Below are 16,164 nucleotides of genomic sequence, written 5' to 3' on the forward strand. Positions count from 1 at the left end.
AGAAACTCTTTTTTTATTGTGTGAGGTTTTTGATATATTATGTCCATCGTTTTGAAAAAACCTAAATTAAGAAATATTAAACAAACCTGCTGCGTTATTTGAATAACAACAATCTTTAAAAGAGTTACTTTTATTGAAAAAGGGCATTATGCTCCATCTTAATTTGTATAAATATACAGTCACATATGCAAATTTGAAAGATTTAAAAGTGCAGTAAAAAGACCACAACTAAAAATCGGTTGAGGTCTAAATATAAATAATTATGTTATTTTTTTACACTTAAGATACTGTATTTGAATAATAGTGTACTCCTAAATTCATAAAAAAATGTACACCAAATAGGTATAAAAATATTGTTTGTTGCAAAATATAGCAAGCCAATAGTCAAACTCTTAATAATCTCTTATTGAGATAACAGCCTGTCATTGACGTACTTACATAAATTATGGTACATATCCTCTTCATAATCTTTCTGACCACGGATAAACTTTTCCTTTAGATTGTAATAGCAAATTTGAAGATATTCAATGTCGTGATGATTGTTAAAGGGTTTAACCTTCTTAACTGACGCCAAATCTTCAAAGTATTTATTCATTTTCTCGTATGTTCTAATTTTATAATCACGCTTCTTCATTTCATCCATTACTTTTTCTGTATAAACATACAAATCATCTTTAGGATATTCGTATATATAATTAATTAATATGTGTTTATCTTCTTTGGCAAATATACTATTTAATTCTCTCCACTGGGAAAGTAGTTGTCCTTTTGGTAGATACTCTAATAAATCCACATGCCATAATCTCATTCTTTATTTCTCCTTATTTGCATACTGCTGATACACTTATTAATTAACAAAAAAACTCAGGTTCCTCTGGTTACCTGAGTTTTTTATGCGTGTTCGTTTGTTACCGATTGACAATGATAGGATACATATTATTTACAGATACAATAAAAGCTACTCCCTTGAGCGGTCTAACAGACTAACACTAAACATTTTGAATGTAAACTACACTTATTATCGGTGCACTAAAAATCATGTCCCCATTTGTATCGTATAAAAAGTATGCCTCATCTTCTACAACGATTTCATCTACACCATTTACATTTTTTTTAATTAAACCTTCATTCCCATAAGCAACTGCCACTTCATAATTCACTATTATGCCCCCTTACTACCTATCAAATAAAGTAAATTATACCATTTAATATATCACTAGGTACATCTCTATATTTCTAACCAGATAAGCTTTTACAAGGCACTAGGAATACTTGCAGAAAACCTTCCACCGACACTTCTCACCAAGTAACGTCCGCGGTTACATTTGTTCCTTTTAAGGCTTAGCCTATTGTTATCTTCCCTTTATCTTTTAATACGATTATTAACATATATAGGCTAAATAATAGAATAACTGAAATTGTTATTGCAAAAGAATATGTATCGTTAATATTAAAGTAAAAAGTATTTATAGAATTTATTAATCCCATTATCACCAACAATGCCCAAAAAGTATTTTGTCTTTTGTTGTTATCTCTTTTTGATTTATTCAAATAACTAGCAGCAAGCCAGATAAAGAAAGGTAGATAACATACAATTGCAAAAGTAAGAATCATCCATCCACCAAACGTCATAGTTTACACCTCCTTTAACCTTTGTACGAATAGCAAGTTAAATAGTTTCATTTTATTATTCTAAAAAACAATTATTTATTTGATCAATATTTCTTTAATTTAACCATTCAACTATATTCTTCACCAACAGTAATAAATATTCTATGGCTTTGCCCTGTTTCTTAGGTTTACCCTCCTAAATGTTATAATAACAGTTATTGCGTTACTGACATGAAGATTAAAAAATTAGAAAAACGCATCGAAGAACTAAAAAGGAACAGAAATTTATCCTCAAACTCTACAAGTAACTCGATCATCCAGTACGCCTTCGACGATGCTTTTTCTAAAATTTTGGTATTCCATCATCTTCACCGTTCACACAACCATAATCCAATAGAGACTAGATTGGCACAATTTTCTCCAATAAAATAACCTCCATCCCCGCTCGGGATAAAGGCTCGTCTATTATGGTAAACCTATATAATTAGTAGAAGTTTTGCATAATGTCTAAATATGGCCGGCCATGGATTCCGAAAATCACACCAATTCCATTAAATTATAGGATTGTCCATAACAATTCCTGAAGAAACAACATTTACTGTATTAGCAATCGTATCCCCTACAGGGCAATGGGCTACAATGAATTTTTTAAATTCCTCTACCTTTTCGTGTGATGCATTCGTTTCGATATGAAAAGTATATCGAATTGCTAAAAACCCTGGCCTCACATCGGATTTTCCTAAAAAGCCATCTGTATCAAGGTCTCCTTCTAATTCAACCCATAAATTTTGAAGGTCTATATCAAATTTATGTGCAAAAGTTCTTGCTACTATTGATTGACATGCACCTAAAGCAGCAAGAAGGAGTTCTACAGGGTTTGCACCTTGATTATCCCCACCTAATTCCTTTGGTTCATCAATAATAATTTTATGTCCTCTTACATCTGCTTCTACCAAAACCTTTTCTTTTAAATATGTGTTTGCCTTAAACGTTGTAATTGCCATATAAAAAACCTCCCTATTATTGCTAATTTTACATTTATATTACTTTTAACTCTTGCTTTAGTCAACTACTCATGATCTAATTTTAATAATTGATGTGAACTTAACGTGCCATTTAGAGTTGAACTTGTACATGGTAGATTACCACCGTATTTTGCGTGTTGCAGTTGGTTATTGCATCAAACTCCCCTTCATTCTTATGTACTTACACATTTTGTCGCGGGACTACTTGTTTGCCTAGTGTAGTTAACGAGTTAATTCTTTTACATCTTTTTTGCCGATATAGGTTAAGTTTACCCTGTGCCCTGCTAAGATGGGGAATTACTGACGAACCGTCAACAGGACAAGAACCATACTAAGCTGTGGCGTCAGAAATGCTGCGACTTTTTTAATTTATTTCTCAGGCAATTAACTATACAAAAATAGCTATCACATCATATTAATAATAGGGTGGCAATGCTAATATAGCTTTCCGCACTTTTTATATGGAGGGTTACTTTCGTCCGAGTGACCCTTTTCCTATTCTGTTTTCCTCGTCCAGCGCAATATTAAAATGCCGAAACTTTTTCCAATGTCATTCGTAGATTAACTAGCATTAGTTTTCCTTTGTCACTCTAATTATCTTTTTTAGAAAACACTTTCACTTGTCGCTTTTTCTTTTGCTTATTTTTTGGTATTTGCCAATCTTCTGATCCTAAGATTAAAAAGTTAAAAAAACAAACGGGTTGAAGAACTTAAAAAGGAAACAAGTAATCATCTTAAAAATACATAATGAGGTCATGCTATGGACATCTTTTCATGGATTTCAGTGGTTGGAAGTCTGCTATATTTAATACCACCGATGATTCTGCTACCTATTGTAATGGTAGTTTGTGTGGTCATCTACAAGCTACTATTCGGGAAAATCTTACCGACAAAGATTTATAATTTTTTTATTGGTCCTGTCGCCCTTGTTGGTTTCTTCGTGTGGGCTCTACCAATGAATATGGGGTTTTACGAATTTTTTAGGGCGATATTTTAATCGCTCTTTTTTCGTTTAACCCTCAAATTGTGCAGTCATTAAACTACGATAGATACATTAAATTTTTACATTGCTTTATTTACAACTTCAACCGACTTGGACTTCAGCTTACTCCACTACTATAATGAGTATTTTTCCAACTTTATTTTTTCTAAAATAACGGCATAAATCCTTTTTACGTGCATATGTTCTAATAAGGAAATAAAGAAATCAAATCTCAACGATAATACAAATAATACTTATTTATGTTTTTTTGTCATTCTTAACAAATAATTATCTTTTTATGGTAATATATAGAATATATTATTAAAATCGACTATATAATTCCAGAGGTGAAAAATGAATACAATTAAATCTTTGATTTTCCCCCAGGACTTGAATAGGTTAAACAAAGCGCTACTAAAAGAAGTCTGTAATGGCATGACTTTAGAATCAACAGGGAATATAAATGAATTAACAAGTAGAGTGTGGACCGCTTTTGAGCATATTGAAGGTGATGCGCTGGAAGTAATAAGTAATAACATTTTTTCTGGAGTCGTTTCTTTAGTTTGGTATCAAACTACAAATCAAGCTGGTTTAACAGGGCTTAAACAATGTATTATTAATAAAATGCCATTTAATCCTTTTGAAACAGTCATTACTCCAGATAGCGAGAATATTCCGGATGAACCTACAATTATTGCAGCTGCCGAAATTGACGGGTCACAAGCTTATTATTTAAGATTTATTCATAGAACAGGGGTAAATGTTGATTACTTTTTAGCTAACCGTAGAGAATACATTAGACACGAAATAACAACAGTTTATATTGATGAAGTTAAGGGAATAATCGAAGTACGAGCAAGTTCTGCTGTTGCTAAGAAAGTTATTGCTGGGTTAGCTAAAATAGTGGATAAGGAATATGAATTCAAACAGTATGATTTCTTAGAGAGATACGGTGGTACTCTTGATTCTTTAGTTGATGTACTTGAAGGAAAGCTTATTGATGCTATAGGAAGACCAGCAGGGATAGTAAATACATTTGAAGAAACACATGGTCAATCATTTGTAAGTATACTTTCTGCCATTGATGAATACTATACTAAGGGTGAATTATCCATTCTTGAGCAGAACTTGAATAGTGAGGATATTATCGGTACATTAGAAACAACACCTTTTACGATGTTACTTTTAAGTGGTCTTGAAACAATAGGATTAGGTAGTATTAGAGAACTTAGAGGATTACCATTATATGATTATTTAGAACCTTACCTAGCCAAACAAAAAGGATCTATAATATTTGAGCATAGTGTTGGTGGCGTGGTCCAAGAATATTCTATAAAAATTGGTTTAACGACAAAGACATTTAAATTTAATGTATTCGCATCTGAGCATGTATTGCATTATATTAGGGAAAAATTGATTTAACAAAAATTATTCTGTGAGGTAAAAGTTGTGAGCAATTTAAAACCATGGGAAATTTCTCAAAAAATTAATAATGCACTTGAGGCAATTGCTAAAAGTAAAATTGAAAAATTTTACCATAGTTATATTGTAAAAATAACTGACTTACCTCTTGGAGTAGTTATTGATAAATTATCTGAATTAGAAAAACAAGAAGCGCTTATCATAAAATTAGAGTTCCTCTGTGAAGAATGCAATCGAAACATTTTAACTGTTGCTAAATATGAACTGGATAGTATTGATCCTGAAATTACTTGTAAGTATTGCGGATCCGAAAATTGTGTTAATCCTTTAGACACGATTCCAATAATTGAATTAAGTGAGGATTTTAAAGAAAATTTATCAAAAAAAAAAACAATAACAAAGCGCATTATGTTGGTTTAAAACAGCAAAATAAACCAGAGAGTTTAAGAGACATTATCAATAACTTAGAAAAAGAAAATTCTGGTCAATTATTAGATTTAGTATCAAAGCTTGGGAGTTTAACAATAATTTTAGGAGATGGTTATATGAGCGAATCTAGTAAATATGGTGGTTTAACTTTTGGAGAAAACAAAGGTAATATAACGATTGAAAACAATGGTACCCTAAACCAAGGGATAGCTGGTCATTCAGATGATATTATGAATGCTTTGAAGCTACTTCACGAAGATATTCAACGCCTATCAGATGAACAACGAGATATTGCAGAAGCCAATTTTGAATTACTTCAAACTCATTTAGAAAATGGTGATAAAGAGAAAGCTAAAAAACCATTAGAGAAATTGAATGCTATATTAGGGGCTATTACTTCTATTTTAACTATCGCTTCATTCGTAGGACTTCGAATACCTATCAAATAAAAGTTTAAACAAAGATCAAAATAATATATGTGAAGTGAAGCTAATTTAGCAACTTTGAAGGATTGAGTTCGGTATTGTACCGGACTTAATCCTTTTATTTTCTCCTTACTCCATTTGTGATTGTGGTATTCAATTATTGTTCAAGGTCCCGACGAAGACGTTTTCAATTCCAGCGTTCTTGAGGCAAACCAAATAAATGAAAACGAAGCAGAATGCCTCATCTCGTGTATTTCATATCAATAGCTTTCGCGCGAGAAGCTGTAGGTGTGACGACGTTGTGGCTGTTTCTGCCGAAATCAGCCCCTTTTGATGTGTAAATTTATCAGCACGATCTCTCATGAAATGCTAAAAAGAGCCACATCTAGTTGATGTGACTCAGTAAATATTATAGAAGCTTATATGAATAAATGAATTATCACAATAGCATTGCGTAATGCTCTGTTCAATAAATAGATTTCTCTACGATTACTGTTGGCTATTACTTTTTTGCTAATATTAAATAGTGAATTTCTTCATTTCTTTACTTAAATTATCGGCAATTGTATATAGGGCGTTTGCTTTTTCTGAAACAGTTTCGATATTTTTTAGCTGTTCATGTGCCGAAGCGGAAACTTGTTCTGTGCCAGCAGAGGTTTCTACTGCAGAAGCAGCAATGTTTTGAACAGCACTAATGATTTGCTCTTTGCGCTCATTCATCTCATCAGATAACTGTTTCACCTCTTGTGCCACTTTACTTGTTTGATCAAGAGCTGTCTTTATGGTATTAAATATTTCACTCGTATTTTCAGTAGCTTTAGCATTTTGCTCGACAATGCTTAGGCTCGTACCAATTTCCTGTACAGCACTTTTAGAAATGTCTTGAATAGCCGTGATTTTGTTTTTAATATCTTCAGTTGCATTAGAAGTCTGTTCAGATAATTTTCGAATTTCATCCGCAACAACTGCGAAACCTTTTCCTGCTTCACCTACACGAGCTGACTCTATAGATGCATTTAATGCTAATAAATTCGTTTGAGTAGAGATTTCTGTAATCGTATTAATAATACTTGATATGTCAGATGAAGTTTTATCTACTTCTTGCACGATGCTACTTACCTGTTGTGAAGACACGCGATTCTTTTCAGACCAGATAGAGAGTTGGTTAACGGTTTCCACACCTTGACTACTTAATTTATCAATATCCGCCGTCATGGACGCTATCTTTTCTGTGTGCTCAATAACACAATCAATGTTTTCAGAAAGTTGATTTAATTGTTCCGCACCTTTTTCTGTATCATTAGCCTGATCTTCTGTTGCTTTTGCTATTTCATTAATGGCTGAGCTAATTTCATCCGTTGTACGTACCGTATCATCTGAGATTTGCATTAAAATCTTTGAGGAATCTGATAACTCGAAACTGGTATTTTGTATATTAACGGTAACATCCTTTAATGCCGTCCTCATGCCTGAAATGCCTTTTGACATAAGTCCGATTTCGTCCTGTCGATTTAATAAACTCTCTAATTCTGGACTATCCGTAAAATCTAAGCTTGCGGTTTGATGAATGACGTTTTCAAGATTTTTAATAGCTGCAACAATACGACCAATAATCCACCACATTAAAGCACCTATAATTAAAAAACTTACGACGCCTATAATAATCTGATAAATTAGTACAGTATTTATAATGGATTTAATGCCGCTTTCAGGCACCCCAATGTCAATAACTCCATAAAGCTCGCCATCTTTATATATTGGCTCCATAATGTCATACGTCCATATACCTTGCACTTCAGCATACCATCTTGTAAATTGTTTCTTGCCGTTTTTAGCACCATCTATCGTGTAGTCGTCTTCATATACTTTTCCTAATTTTTCTTTGTCACTATGTGCCACCGCTTGAACATTAGTATCAATAATAATAGCATACGTTACATTATCTTGTTCTTCCTTTAGTTGCACATATTCTTGTAGAGATGAAATGGGATCGCTCTCTGCATTTAATATCATTTCCACTTGCTTTGCCATTTCAAAAACCTGTTCATGGGCTTTTTCAATTAGAACTTCTCGGCTATTTTTACCAACTATCCACACACCTAATACGGCATTAAGTACAGATGACAATAACAGTAAACCTAATGTAAAAAACAATAATTTTCGCTTTATACTTTTACCTATCATCTAAATTTCCCCTTTCCAAAGCCATTATATTCATTGACACATGTTAATTCTTTATACCTAAAAAAAAACAAATACTGATATCTATTATCTATTATTATCCATAAGAACTACCATGTCAATACAAAACAGCCGGGTTGTAATACCTAAAAATGTAAATAAAACAGAATGTCATAGTCTTAATGTAACACTTATCAAAATTATAAAATAAACAATTATACCCATTTTAAAAATTATAAATAACAAAAGTTTTTCGGAATAATCCCTGCAACATTAGAAAAGATGCACCTCGTTAGATGTGATCATTGCCCCTATCATTATTGGACTGGAACATGGCTTTAATAAAGAAATCTATTTAGATACATTTAGATTCTTCTGATTATGTAGGTAATGGTTATTTTATTAGTATTAATATGTAGGGCCACTTGTAAGAACAGGGATACCCGTTTTCATCGGACAAACAGTTGATTTTACTTTTAGAGTTCTATTGAATATTACTGGTACGAAACGGATTAGTCTAGTACCATTTTAAACTTCCTGTAGCTTTGACTAAGAAATTTTGCTATAGCATTTGGATTGAACTTTTAATGGCTCAGCCAATTGCAAGACTTTCAATGAAAAAATACCATGTAAAACAGGCACATAAAAAAGGAGAACTCATATTGTCAAACTTTCGACAATATGAGTTCTTTCCATTTTTTAACTAGCGGATTATTTTACATACTTTAAATACTTTTTAACAAAAGCTACAATGTAATGTACTTCCTCTTCTGTAATGTTTAATAAAGTACATACTCTCCGTACTTTAGCCGGTGATTTTAATTGTTCACGTACTTTATCAATCCACATGTATTTACACTTACGAGGATTTACACAATCTCTTATCTGCTTGTATCGATAGTAAGCATAGCGAGCAAATGCATTCAGCATGTCCCGCTCCTCCCCTTCTCGTTGAGGATTCTTGACAGTTGCTTCAATCTCTTCTGTTTCAAATGTCCATGTACCATCTGTAAATTGCATATTACCACCTCACTTCATTGATAAACTTGGTGCTTTCGTTGCTTGCAAACGTTCCTACATAAATCGCTTATAGACCATGTAGATATGATAATCTTTACTTATTAAATGTGCTGAATGTTCACTTCCTTGTGCTTACGACCAACAGCCTTGCACAGTCGGCTTTCGTAATGTTTTCACACTGCAATGGTTATTTGCCGTTACTGTATCTATCAACTGTGTCGTCTAAGGTAATCGAGAATTCATGTATGCGTTCTTCCTAAATCATTTGTCATCTTCCGCACATAGTTATTAAATGCATAACAAAAAGCCACATCTGGTTAGATGTGACTCTTTATGTATTTTAATAAAGACTTTATAAATCTTTTAAAAAAATACAGATACAAATATTGTAAATCATAATACATGGTCATTGATAATACATCGACATCGAATATTATTCAAACACATTGCCTATTAGCAATAGTCGCTTGTCGTCTCCTCACCTGCTAATACTATAAAAGATAAATACTAGAAAGACATCCAGTTACTACACTGCATGTCTTTGGGACCGTATTTTATGTGTTCTTTTTGCACACGTGATTATAAAACTTTTTTAATTTCGTCCTCGAAGCTTTTAGGTTTATCAGTTGAAGCAAAGCGAGATACAACTTCACCGTTTCGATTTACTAAAAACTTTGTAAAGTTCCACTTAACGCTTCTTCCTAGAAATCCCTTTGAATGCGTTGTTAAATGCTCAAAAAGTGGGTGTGCTTCTTTACCATTGACCTTTACAATTTCATGCATTGGGAATGTAACCCCATATGTTAAACGGCAGGCTTCTGCCGCCTCTGTGGCTGAATCTACCTCTTGTTTAAACTGATCTGAAGGGAATCCTAGTACCTCAAATCCTTGTGCTTGATATGTTTTGTATAATTCTTCTAAGTCCTCAAATTGTGGTGTAAACCCACATTTTGTGGCTGTATTCACAATGAGCAACGCCTTACCTTTATATTGCTCTAAACTATATTCTGAACCATCTTCTAATTTTACTTTGATATCATAAATACTCATCTTTTTTCCTCCATATCAATCAATTGAGATAATATCACGTTTAAATTTTGTAACTGTGCTCTTAAATCTCCATCAATTTCAGTTAATGCATCACAATGCGTCATTTTTTCAACGAGCTTTTCTGTAATCGATGTCTCCATCAAGCTTGCCTTCTCTGTCAACGAAATGACAACGGCTCGTTTATCAATTGAAGAAGTTTTTTTCTTGACCCAACCTTTATCAACAAGCTTATTTAATATCGGATTTAAAGTACCTATGCCTAAACTCAATTTTTCGCTAATTTGCTTTACGACAAGATTATCTTGTTCCCACAATACGAGTAATACCAAATACTGCGGGTAAGTCAAATCAAATGGTTCCAATACTTGGCGATACAATTTTGTAAATTGATTAGCGGCTGTATAAACCGTGAAACATAACTGATTCTCTAGTAATAATGCTTTAATGTTTAAACTCACCTCCCTAAATATATCGTATACGATCATTTTATATCGCACACGATGTATTTTCAAGAGATAGCTCCTTCATTTTATAAAAAAAGAAGTAACCTTTTGGCTACTCCATCGACATATTGTGCTTATTTTTGTACTGGATCTACCTTTATTTATTTTAAATTGGCCAGTCGCGGGCAAAGAACTATACAAACATACCTAACTCCACATAATAATAGTAGTGTAAAGCTAATCTAGCTTTGCACCTCCGAAACTTGTTACTAGGGTCACTTTCACCCAAGTGACCCTTTTTTTATCTTTTGTTAAACATATTTTAATTAACGTTTAAATTTTTTTACTAAAATTAATTCATTGTTTATGATTAACACCGTCTCTCATTTTTACATCTATACATATTATAGATTGTAGAAAGGAGGGAGATATTATGGGAAATGAAGGTTATGGCAACAGCTACGGCGGTTCATCATTCGTTTTAATCGTTGTGCTATTTATTCTGCTAATTATTGTTGGCGCAAGTTTCATCTATTAACGTAAACTCCTTTTACTAGCTATCACGTATTAGTAATCTGGTTTGCCGATTCCTGATAGATTTTAAGGGTCACTTTCTATAAGTGACCCTTTTCATATTTTCTTGCCAATCAGAACCACCAACTGGTAAGAACTAAACATTAATTATTGCACCAACCCATTGGACAATCTTCTCATTTGCAAATATTAAGTTGTCGATTGACCTAACCTGACAATTTTTTTAGCCTGAATCATTCGACAACCAACAATTTTATGTAGCTTTTACTGCTTAGATACAGTGTTTGTATAAACATTTATTTAAAATCTATTTCTCGGGCAATAAACTATACAAAGATAGCAATCACATCATAGTAATAGTAGTGTAAAGCTAAATTAGCCTTACATCCCTGATTTGTTGGTTTGGGTCACTTTAGATAGGAAAGTGACCCTTTTCATATTTCCTTCTCATGTGGTCTATCCATCATTTCGAGGATTCTATCCGTCTATCGGCATATAAGCATGTGCATCGAGTTTGCTTGCACAAAATTCCATAGTCGCTAAATGCCTTTTATTTCTTCACTTTTGAAAGCGTCATCCCATCACCGATTGGAACTATCACAGATTCTAGTTGAGGATGATTGGCGACAATTTCATTGAATTTTTTCATTATTTCAGTATATCGTTTTGGTTGAACATTGGAGTCTGCGACACTACCGTTAGCAAGTACATTATCAGTCACTATCAAGGCCCCCGGATTTGCAAGTCGAATACAGCAATTTAAATAATTTTCATAATTATCTTTATCCGCATCGATAAAGAATAAATCAAATTGCTGATTTTCCTTAACTAGTTTTTCAAGACTCTGTAAAGCTGGCCCAATTAGATATGATACTTGATTGGCAAAACCGGCTTTCGATAAATTGTTGTATGCAAGCTGTGCATATCTCTCTTCTAATTCAAGAGAAATTAATTTCCCATCGCTACCAAACCCTCTAGCAAGACATATTCCGCTATAACCTCCAAGAGCGCCTATTTCAAGTATATTTTTAGCCCCTGAAATTGATGTAAGCATCGTTAATAGTTTTCCAGAGGATGGAGACACCGAGATAGAGGGCATCCCGTTTGCTTCAATGGATGCTAAAACATCTTCCAAAAGGATATCTTGATTTTGAAATAATGAATCGATATAACGATTAATTTGTTTCATTAATTTTAGTATCCTCCATACCATTTTCTAATGACTTTTCATTGTTCAACTCAGAATCTTTCACTACATTTTCATCGGACGTATCCATTGCTTCACTTTCATGTATTTCGAATAATTGCGTAAATTCGTTGATAATCATATCAATTGCTTTTAATTCACCAACTAAAATCGCTTGAATAGATTGAAACTCCGGTAACTCTAATTGTTGCTTAATAGTCGAACGCTTCAGATTCATCATTTCTAAAAAGGCAATTGCTCTTCCTCGGCGAAAGGTTTTCGGTCCACGTTGATGCGAACCTTCTCGTCCTTTGTGTCGCCCACCTCGTTGATGTGAGCCTTCTCTTCCCTCATGTCGCTCACCACGTTTAAATTCCTTAAATCTTTCATCTCTCAAAATAAACTCCTCCTTTGTATACATATGTATACACTTTATCACATTCGTATTGTATACAAACGTATACATATTGTCAAATTCAAAAATGTAGCTACCACATAATTTTTTTGTCATCAAAGTTAGATTGCGTCACCAAAATACTACATTCACCCTCCAATGAGTCAAATAATAAGCAAAAATGACCTAAATAGCTCTTTGCTATCTTGGTCATTTTTTAATTTAATTATCGTTTGTATGGTTGAGTAACTGATATTTTATAAAGTTCGTTTTACCATCGAAATAAGCAAACCGAGTGCATCACCATCACTCATGCGGTCTACTCGATCGCTATGATCAATTTTTAAAATCCCTCTTGTTTTAGCTTCTTTAAATAGTGCTTTTAAATCCTCTTTTGCTGTACTTGTAATTGACATGTTATCTTTCTCCTTTGTTGCGGTTGTTATTTCCGGGTTCGTAGATTTTAACTGCTTTTTGCGCAGCACCTCGGGATAAAACGATGTAGACCATTTCTGTGGTCAATCGTAATGGTTTTTTACCCGCTCCTTTGCCCCGCTAAACGTATACAGTGAAAATTCAACAGTGAAACTCCAATCAGTGCTCTTCTGATTGGTAGTTGAACCTATCGGGCTTTCTACGATCAGTTAAGTCTCTACCGTGAGCGTCTTACTGACCGTTATTGCGGGATACAGTGAAACTCCAATCAGTGTTCTTCTGATTGGTAGTTGAACCTATCGGGCTTTTACGGTCAGTTGGTCGTCCATAGGTGATGCCTTACTGACCGTATTGCGGGATACAGTGAAACTCCAATCAGTGCTCTTCTGATTGGTAGTTGAACCAATCGGGCTTTTACGGTCAGTTGGTCGTCCATAGGTGATGTCTTACTGACCGTTATTGCGGGATACAGTGAAAATTCAATCAGTGCTCTTCTGATTGGTAGTTGAACCTATCGGGCTTTTACGGTCAGTTAATTCTCCACCTTAAGCGTCTTTCTGACCGTTATGCGGGATACAGTGAAACTCCAATCAGTGCTCTTCTGATTGGTTGTTGAACCAATCGGGCTTTTACGGTCAGTTGGTCGTCCATAGGTGATGCCTTACTAACCGTTAATGCGGGATACAGTGAAACTCCAATCAGTGTTCTTCTGATTGGTAGTTGAACCAATCGGGCTTTTACGGTCAGTTAATTCTCCACCTTAGCGTCTTACTGACCGTTAATGCGGGATACAGTGAAACTCCAATCAGTGCTCTTCTGATTGGTTGTTGAACCAATCGGGCTTTTACGGTCAGTTAATTCTCCACTTAGCGTCTTACTGACCGTTATGCGGGATACAGTGAAACTCCAATCAGTGCTCTTCTGATTGGTTGTTGAACCAATCGGGCTTTTACGGTCAGTTGGTCGTCCATAGGTGATGCCTTACTAACCGTTAATGCGGGATACAGTGAAACTCCAATCAGTGTTCTTCTGATTGGTAGTTGAACCAATCGGGCTTTTACGGTCAGTTAATTCTCCACCTTAGCGTCTTACTGACCGTTAATGCGGGATACAGTGAAACTCCAATCAGTAATTTACAGGACACAGTACAGCAACAGAGGGCTTTCCATTGGCAAGGTTCTTTTTTTCCTTCGTCGATATTGCTCATTGAAAAATTTGCAAGGTTGCCATTACGACACTTTTATGAAAAAGTGAGTAATTTAGGCCCCGAAAAACGCATGTCGTTCTTTTGTAATCCAATCACCTAAATCATCTTTGCTACGCTTTACTAACCGATTTACTAGTACATCATGCCAAATATAATCTTCTAATAAATAAATATGAATGGGATCATCTGTAAAGAACGCAAGCTCACGATTAGCAGGAGATGGTCCATAAATCATTTCTTTTCCATCGATTGATAATATAAACCAATGGTCCGTAGTAGTCTTTTCCGTAAAATCAGTCACACGATGTTGGTCTAATGAAGCTAACGGCTCCGTCACATGCAGTGTAATGCCATGCACTTTCACTTGCTGTGCCACCTTTTGCAAGTCTTCTCGTAGTTCCTCATAGACATCATCCCACATCGATATCAGCACTCTTTTTTTCGCTTTTTTTAACATCGACTGACAATAAGTTATAATCGTATCCTTATCTTTAATACTTAAAACTTTATTGTCCTCCACAGGCTCCTGTTGTTCTAAGGATTCTAAGTTACTTGACATGGATTTAAAACTAGACTGCCAATGCTTTTCTACCTTTTGTAAAAATACGGATACCGCTAATGCCGTATAGGTTGTTATTTCTGGTGTTTCCTCTTTCATTACAAGACCTTTTTCAACTAATAAATCAAGTATTCCATAAATTCGTGCACGTGGAATACCTGAATGCTTACTTACTTGATAGGCTGTCACATGATTATTTTGTACCAATGCTATGTATGCCTTCGCCTCATATTCTGTATAGCCTAACTGTTTTAATTGGTTAATTAATTCCACTAGTGAACCCCTCCATTTTCTTTATTATAGTCATATTCCGTTTTATATAGCGATAAAACTTATACTTTACAAACAAGTTTACATTAGTTACTATTTCAGTAGTAACTAAATGAAAGAGTGATTATATGCAGCTGGATTTACAATTATTACTAATACTCATACTATTTGGCTTTCTCGCCGCGTTTATTGATTCTGTCGTTGGTGGGGGTGGACTCATTGCATTACCTGCATTATTATTCCTTGGTCTAAATCCAACAACAGCCATCGCTACAAGTAAACTAGCTAGTACGATAGGGTTATCTACTTCAACCATTACATTTTATCGTTCTGGAAAAATTGATTTTCATTCGGTCAAAAAATATTTTCCATTGGCATTTTTCGGCTCTATGTTTGGTGCTTGGACCGTCACATCAATCAGTCCAGAGTTATTAAAACCATTGATGCTATTTATGCTCGCTGCTATTGCTGTCTATACCATTTTCAAAAAAGACTGGGGTAGCATCTCAGCCATTAAGAAATTATCCCCTTTACAATTGGCTGGGTTTATTTTTCTGCTCTTTGCGATTGGATTTTATGATGGGTTCCTCGGCCCTGGCACTGGCTCCTTTTTTATTTTTGCTTTTCTCATGATTGGCACCGATTTTTTAAAAGCTGCGGGTAATGCAAAATTGTTGAACCTTGGCAGTAACATGGCAGCCCTTTTAATGTTTATGTATCTAGATCACGTTCACTATGTTTATGGTCTTGTAATGGGAACTGCTCAAATATTTGGGTCAATTGTTGGCTCGCAGGTTGCCATAAAGAGAGGAAGTGGTTTCGTCCGACAGTTATTTATCATCGTATCGATTACACTTCTAATTAAAAATTCGTATGATTACTTTGTTAATTAAAGTAGTCATACGCGTTTTATAATATTTGTTTGAAGTTTTAGTATAAAGAAAATATGAATCGCTTTCCCGCCCCTCCTTCTAAAGTTGATGTGGATTTA

At 34.3% G+C, this 16,164-nt stretch carries 17 protein-coding genes and 1 pseudogene; 5 read left to right on the forward strand and 13 right to left on the reverse strand.

The window, feature by feature from the left end; genetic code table 11:
• Positions 1 to 403: 403 nt before the first annotated feature.
• The 4 genes from C9J31_RS13455 to C9J31_RS13470 all read right to left on the reverse strand — a co-directional run bounded on the left by C9J31_RS13455 (position 404) and on the right by C9J31_RS13470 (position 2,615).
• The gene (locus tag C9J31_RS13455) at positions 404 to 808 is read right to left on the reverse strand and encodes a pyrimidine dimer DNA glycosylase/endonuclease V (RefSeq protein WP_107951589.1); all 405 of its coding nucleotides are present in this window, start codon (positions 806 to 808) and stop codon (positions 404 to 406) included.
• Positions 809 to 989: 181 nt separating this feature from the next.
• Positions 990 to 1,160 carry a hypothetical protein gene (locus C9J31_RS13460; protein ID WP_193767200.1) on the reverse strand — a complete coding sequence of 57 codons (171 nt, stop codon included), beginning with the start codon at positions 1,158 to 1,160 and terminating at the stop codon, positions 990 to 992.
• Between the two features lie 181 nt (positions 1,161 to 1,341).
• On the reverse strand, positions 1,342 to 1,632 hold the full coding sequence (locus C9J31_RS13465; RefSeq protein ID WP_107951590.1) for a hypothetical protein: 291 nt from the start codon (positions 1,630 to 1,632) through the stop codon (positions 1,342 to 1,344).
• A 530-nt stretch (positions 1,633 to 2,162) separates the two neighbouring features.
• Entirely contained in the window at positions 2,163 to 2,615 is a 453-nt protein-coding gene (locus tag C9J31_RS13470) for an OsmC family protein (RefSeq protein WP_107926526.1), read from the reverse strand.
• Positions 2,616 to 3,972: 1,357 nt separating this feature from the next.
• On the opposite strand from C9J31_RS13470, the gene C9J31_RS13475 reads away from it, so the two are divergent.
• From C9J31_RS13475 to C9J31_RS13485, 3 genes are all read left to right on the forward strand, one after another.
• Positions 3,973 to 5,040 (forward strand): hypothetical protein, encoded by a 1,068-nt coding sequence (locus C9J31_RS13475; RefSeq protein ID WP_107926522.1) that lies wholly within the window; start codon positions 3,973 to 3,975, stop codon positions 5,038 to 5,040.
• A 27-nt stretch (positions 5,041 to 5,067) separates the two neighbouring features.
• Positions 5,068 to 5,460 carry a hypothetical protein gene (locus tag C9J31_RS13480; RefSeq protein ID WP_107926520.1) on the forward strand — a complete coding sequence of 131 codons (393 nt, stop codon included), beginning with the start codon at positions 5,068 to 5,070 and terminating at the stop codon, positions 5,458 to 5,460.
• Between the two features lie 125 nt (positions 5,461 to 5,585).
• A complete protein-coding gene (locus C9J31_RS13485) occupies positions 5,586 to 5,918 on the forward strand; it encodes a hypothetical protein (RefSeq protein ID WP_054770005.1) in 333 nt (110 codons plus the stop codon).
• A gap of 47 nt (positions 5,919 to 5,965) precedes the next feature.
• Here C9J31_RS13485 and C9J31_RS24315 read toward each other — a convergent pair.
• From C9J31_RS24315 to C9J31_RS13505, 5 genes and pseudogenes are all read right to left on the reverse strand, one after another.
• Positions 5,966 to 6,058: pseudogene (locus C9J31_RS24315) on the reverse strand (IS3 family transposase); the annotation flags it as partial.
• A 355-nt stretch (positions 6,059 to 6,413) separates the two neighbouring features.
• Positions 6,414 to 8,078, reverse strand: a complete 1,665-nt coding sequence (locus C9J31_RS13490; protein ID WP_107951591.1) for a methyl-accepting chemotaxis protein — start codon at positions 8,076 to 8,078, stop codon at positions 6,414 to 6,416.
• A gap of 708 nt (positions 8,079 to 8,786) precedes the next feature.
• Entirely contained in the window at positions 8,787 to 9,095 is a 309-nt protein-coding gene (locus C9J31_RS13495; protein ID WP_107951592.1) for a hypothetical protein, read from the reverse strand.
• A gap of 579 nt (positions 9,096 to 9,674) precedes the next feature.
• Positions 9,675 to 10,145, reverse strand: coding sequence for a glutathione peroxidase (locus C9J31_RS13500; RefSeq protein WP_107927069.1), 471 nt, complete (start codon positions 10,143 to 10,145; stop codon positions 9,675 to 9,677).
• Complete coding sequence (locus tag C9J31_RS13505) at positions 10,142 to 10,657, reverse strand: MarR family winged helix-turn-helix transcriptional regulator (RefSeq protein WP_107951593.1); 516 nt, start codon at positions 10,655 to 10,657, stop codon at positions 10,142 to 10,144. Before C9J31_RS13505 ends, C9J31_RS13500 begins: the two co-directional genes overlap by 4 nt.
• 364 nt (positions 10,658 to 11,021) lie before the next feature.
• On the opposite strand from C9J31_RS13505, the gene C9J31_RS13510 reads away from it, so the two are divergent.
• Positions 11,022 to 11,126, forward strand: coding sequence for a YjcZ family sporulation protein (locus tag C9J31_RS13510; protein ID WP_107927074.1), 105 nt, complete (start codon positions 11,022 to 11,024; stop codon positions 11,124 to 11,126).
• 546 nt (positions 11,127 to 11,672) lie between these two features.
• Here the strand turns inward: C9J31_RS13510 and C9J31_RS13515 are convergent.
• The 4 genes from C9J31_RS13515 to C9J31_RS13530 form a co-directional block, all read right to left on the reverse strand.
• The gene (locus C9J31_RS13515; protein ID WP_107951594.1) at positions 11,673 to 12,311 is read right to left on the reverse strand and encodes an O-methyltransferase; all 639 of its coding nucleotides are present in this window, start codon (positions 12,309 to 12,311) and stop codon (positions 11,673 to 11,675) included.
• On the reverse strand, positions 12,298 to 12,705 hold the full coding sequence (locus tag C9J31_RS13520; protein ID WP_193767201.1) for a hypothetical protein: 408 nt from the start codon (positions 12,703 to 12,705) through the stop codon (positions 12,298 to 12,300). Before C9J31_RS13520 ends, C9J31_RS13515 begins: the two co-directional genes overlap by 14 nt.
• A 254-nt stretch (positions 12,706 to 12,959) precedes the next feature.
• A complete protein-coding gene (locus C9J31_RS13525; RefSeq protein ID WP_193767202.1) occupies positions 12,960 to 13,118 on the reverse strand; it encodes a hypothetical protein in 159 nt (52 codons plus the stop codon).
• A gap of 1,278 nt (positions 13,119 to 14,396) precedes the next feature.
• Positions 14,397 to 15,176 (reverse strand): TrmB family transcriptional regulator, encoded by a 780-nt coding sequence (locus tag C9J31_RS13530; protein ID WP_107951595.1) that lies wholly within the window; start codon positions 15,174 to 15,176, stop codon positions 14,397 to 14,399.
• 125 nt (positions 15,177 to 15,301) lie between these two features.
• Between C9J31_RS13530 and C9J31_RS13535 the strand changes: the two genes are divergently transcribed.
• Positions 15,302 to 16,066 carry a TSUP family transporter gene (locus C9J31_RS13535; protein ID WP_107951596.1) on the forward strand — a complete coding sequence of 255 codons (765 nt, stop codon included), beginning with the start codon at positions 15,302 to 15,304 and terminating at the stop codon, positions 16,064 to 16,066.
• Positions 16,067 to 16,164 lie beyond the last annotated feature (98 nt).

The organism is Lysinibacillus parviboronicapiens (assembly GCF_003049605.2).
Lineage (GTDB): Bacteria > Bacillota > Bacilli > Bacillales_A > Planococcaceae > Lysinibacillus > Lysinibacillus parviboronicapiens.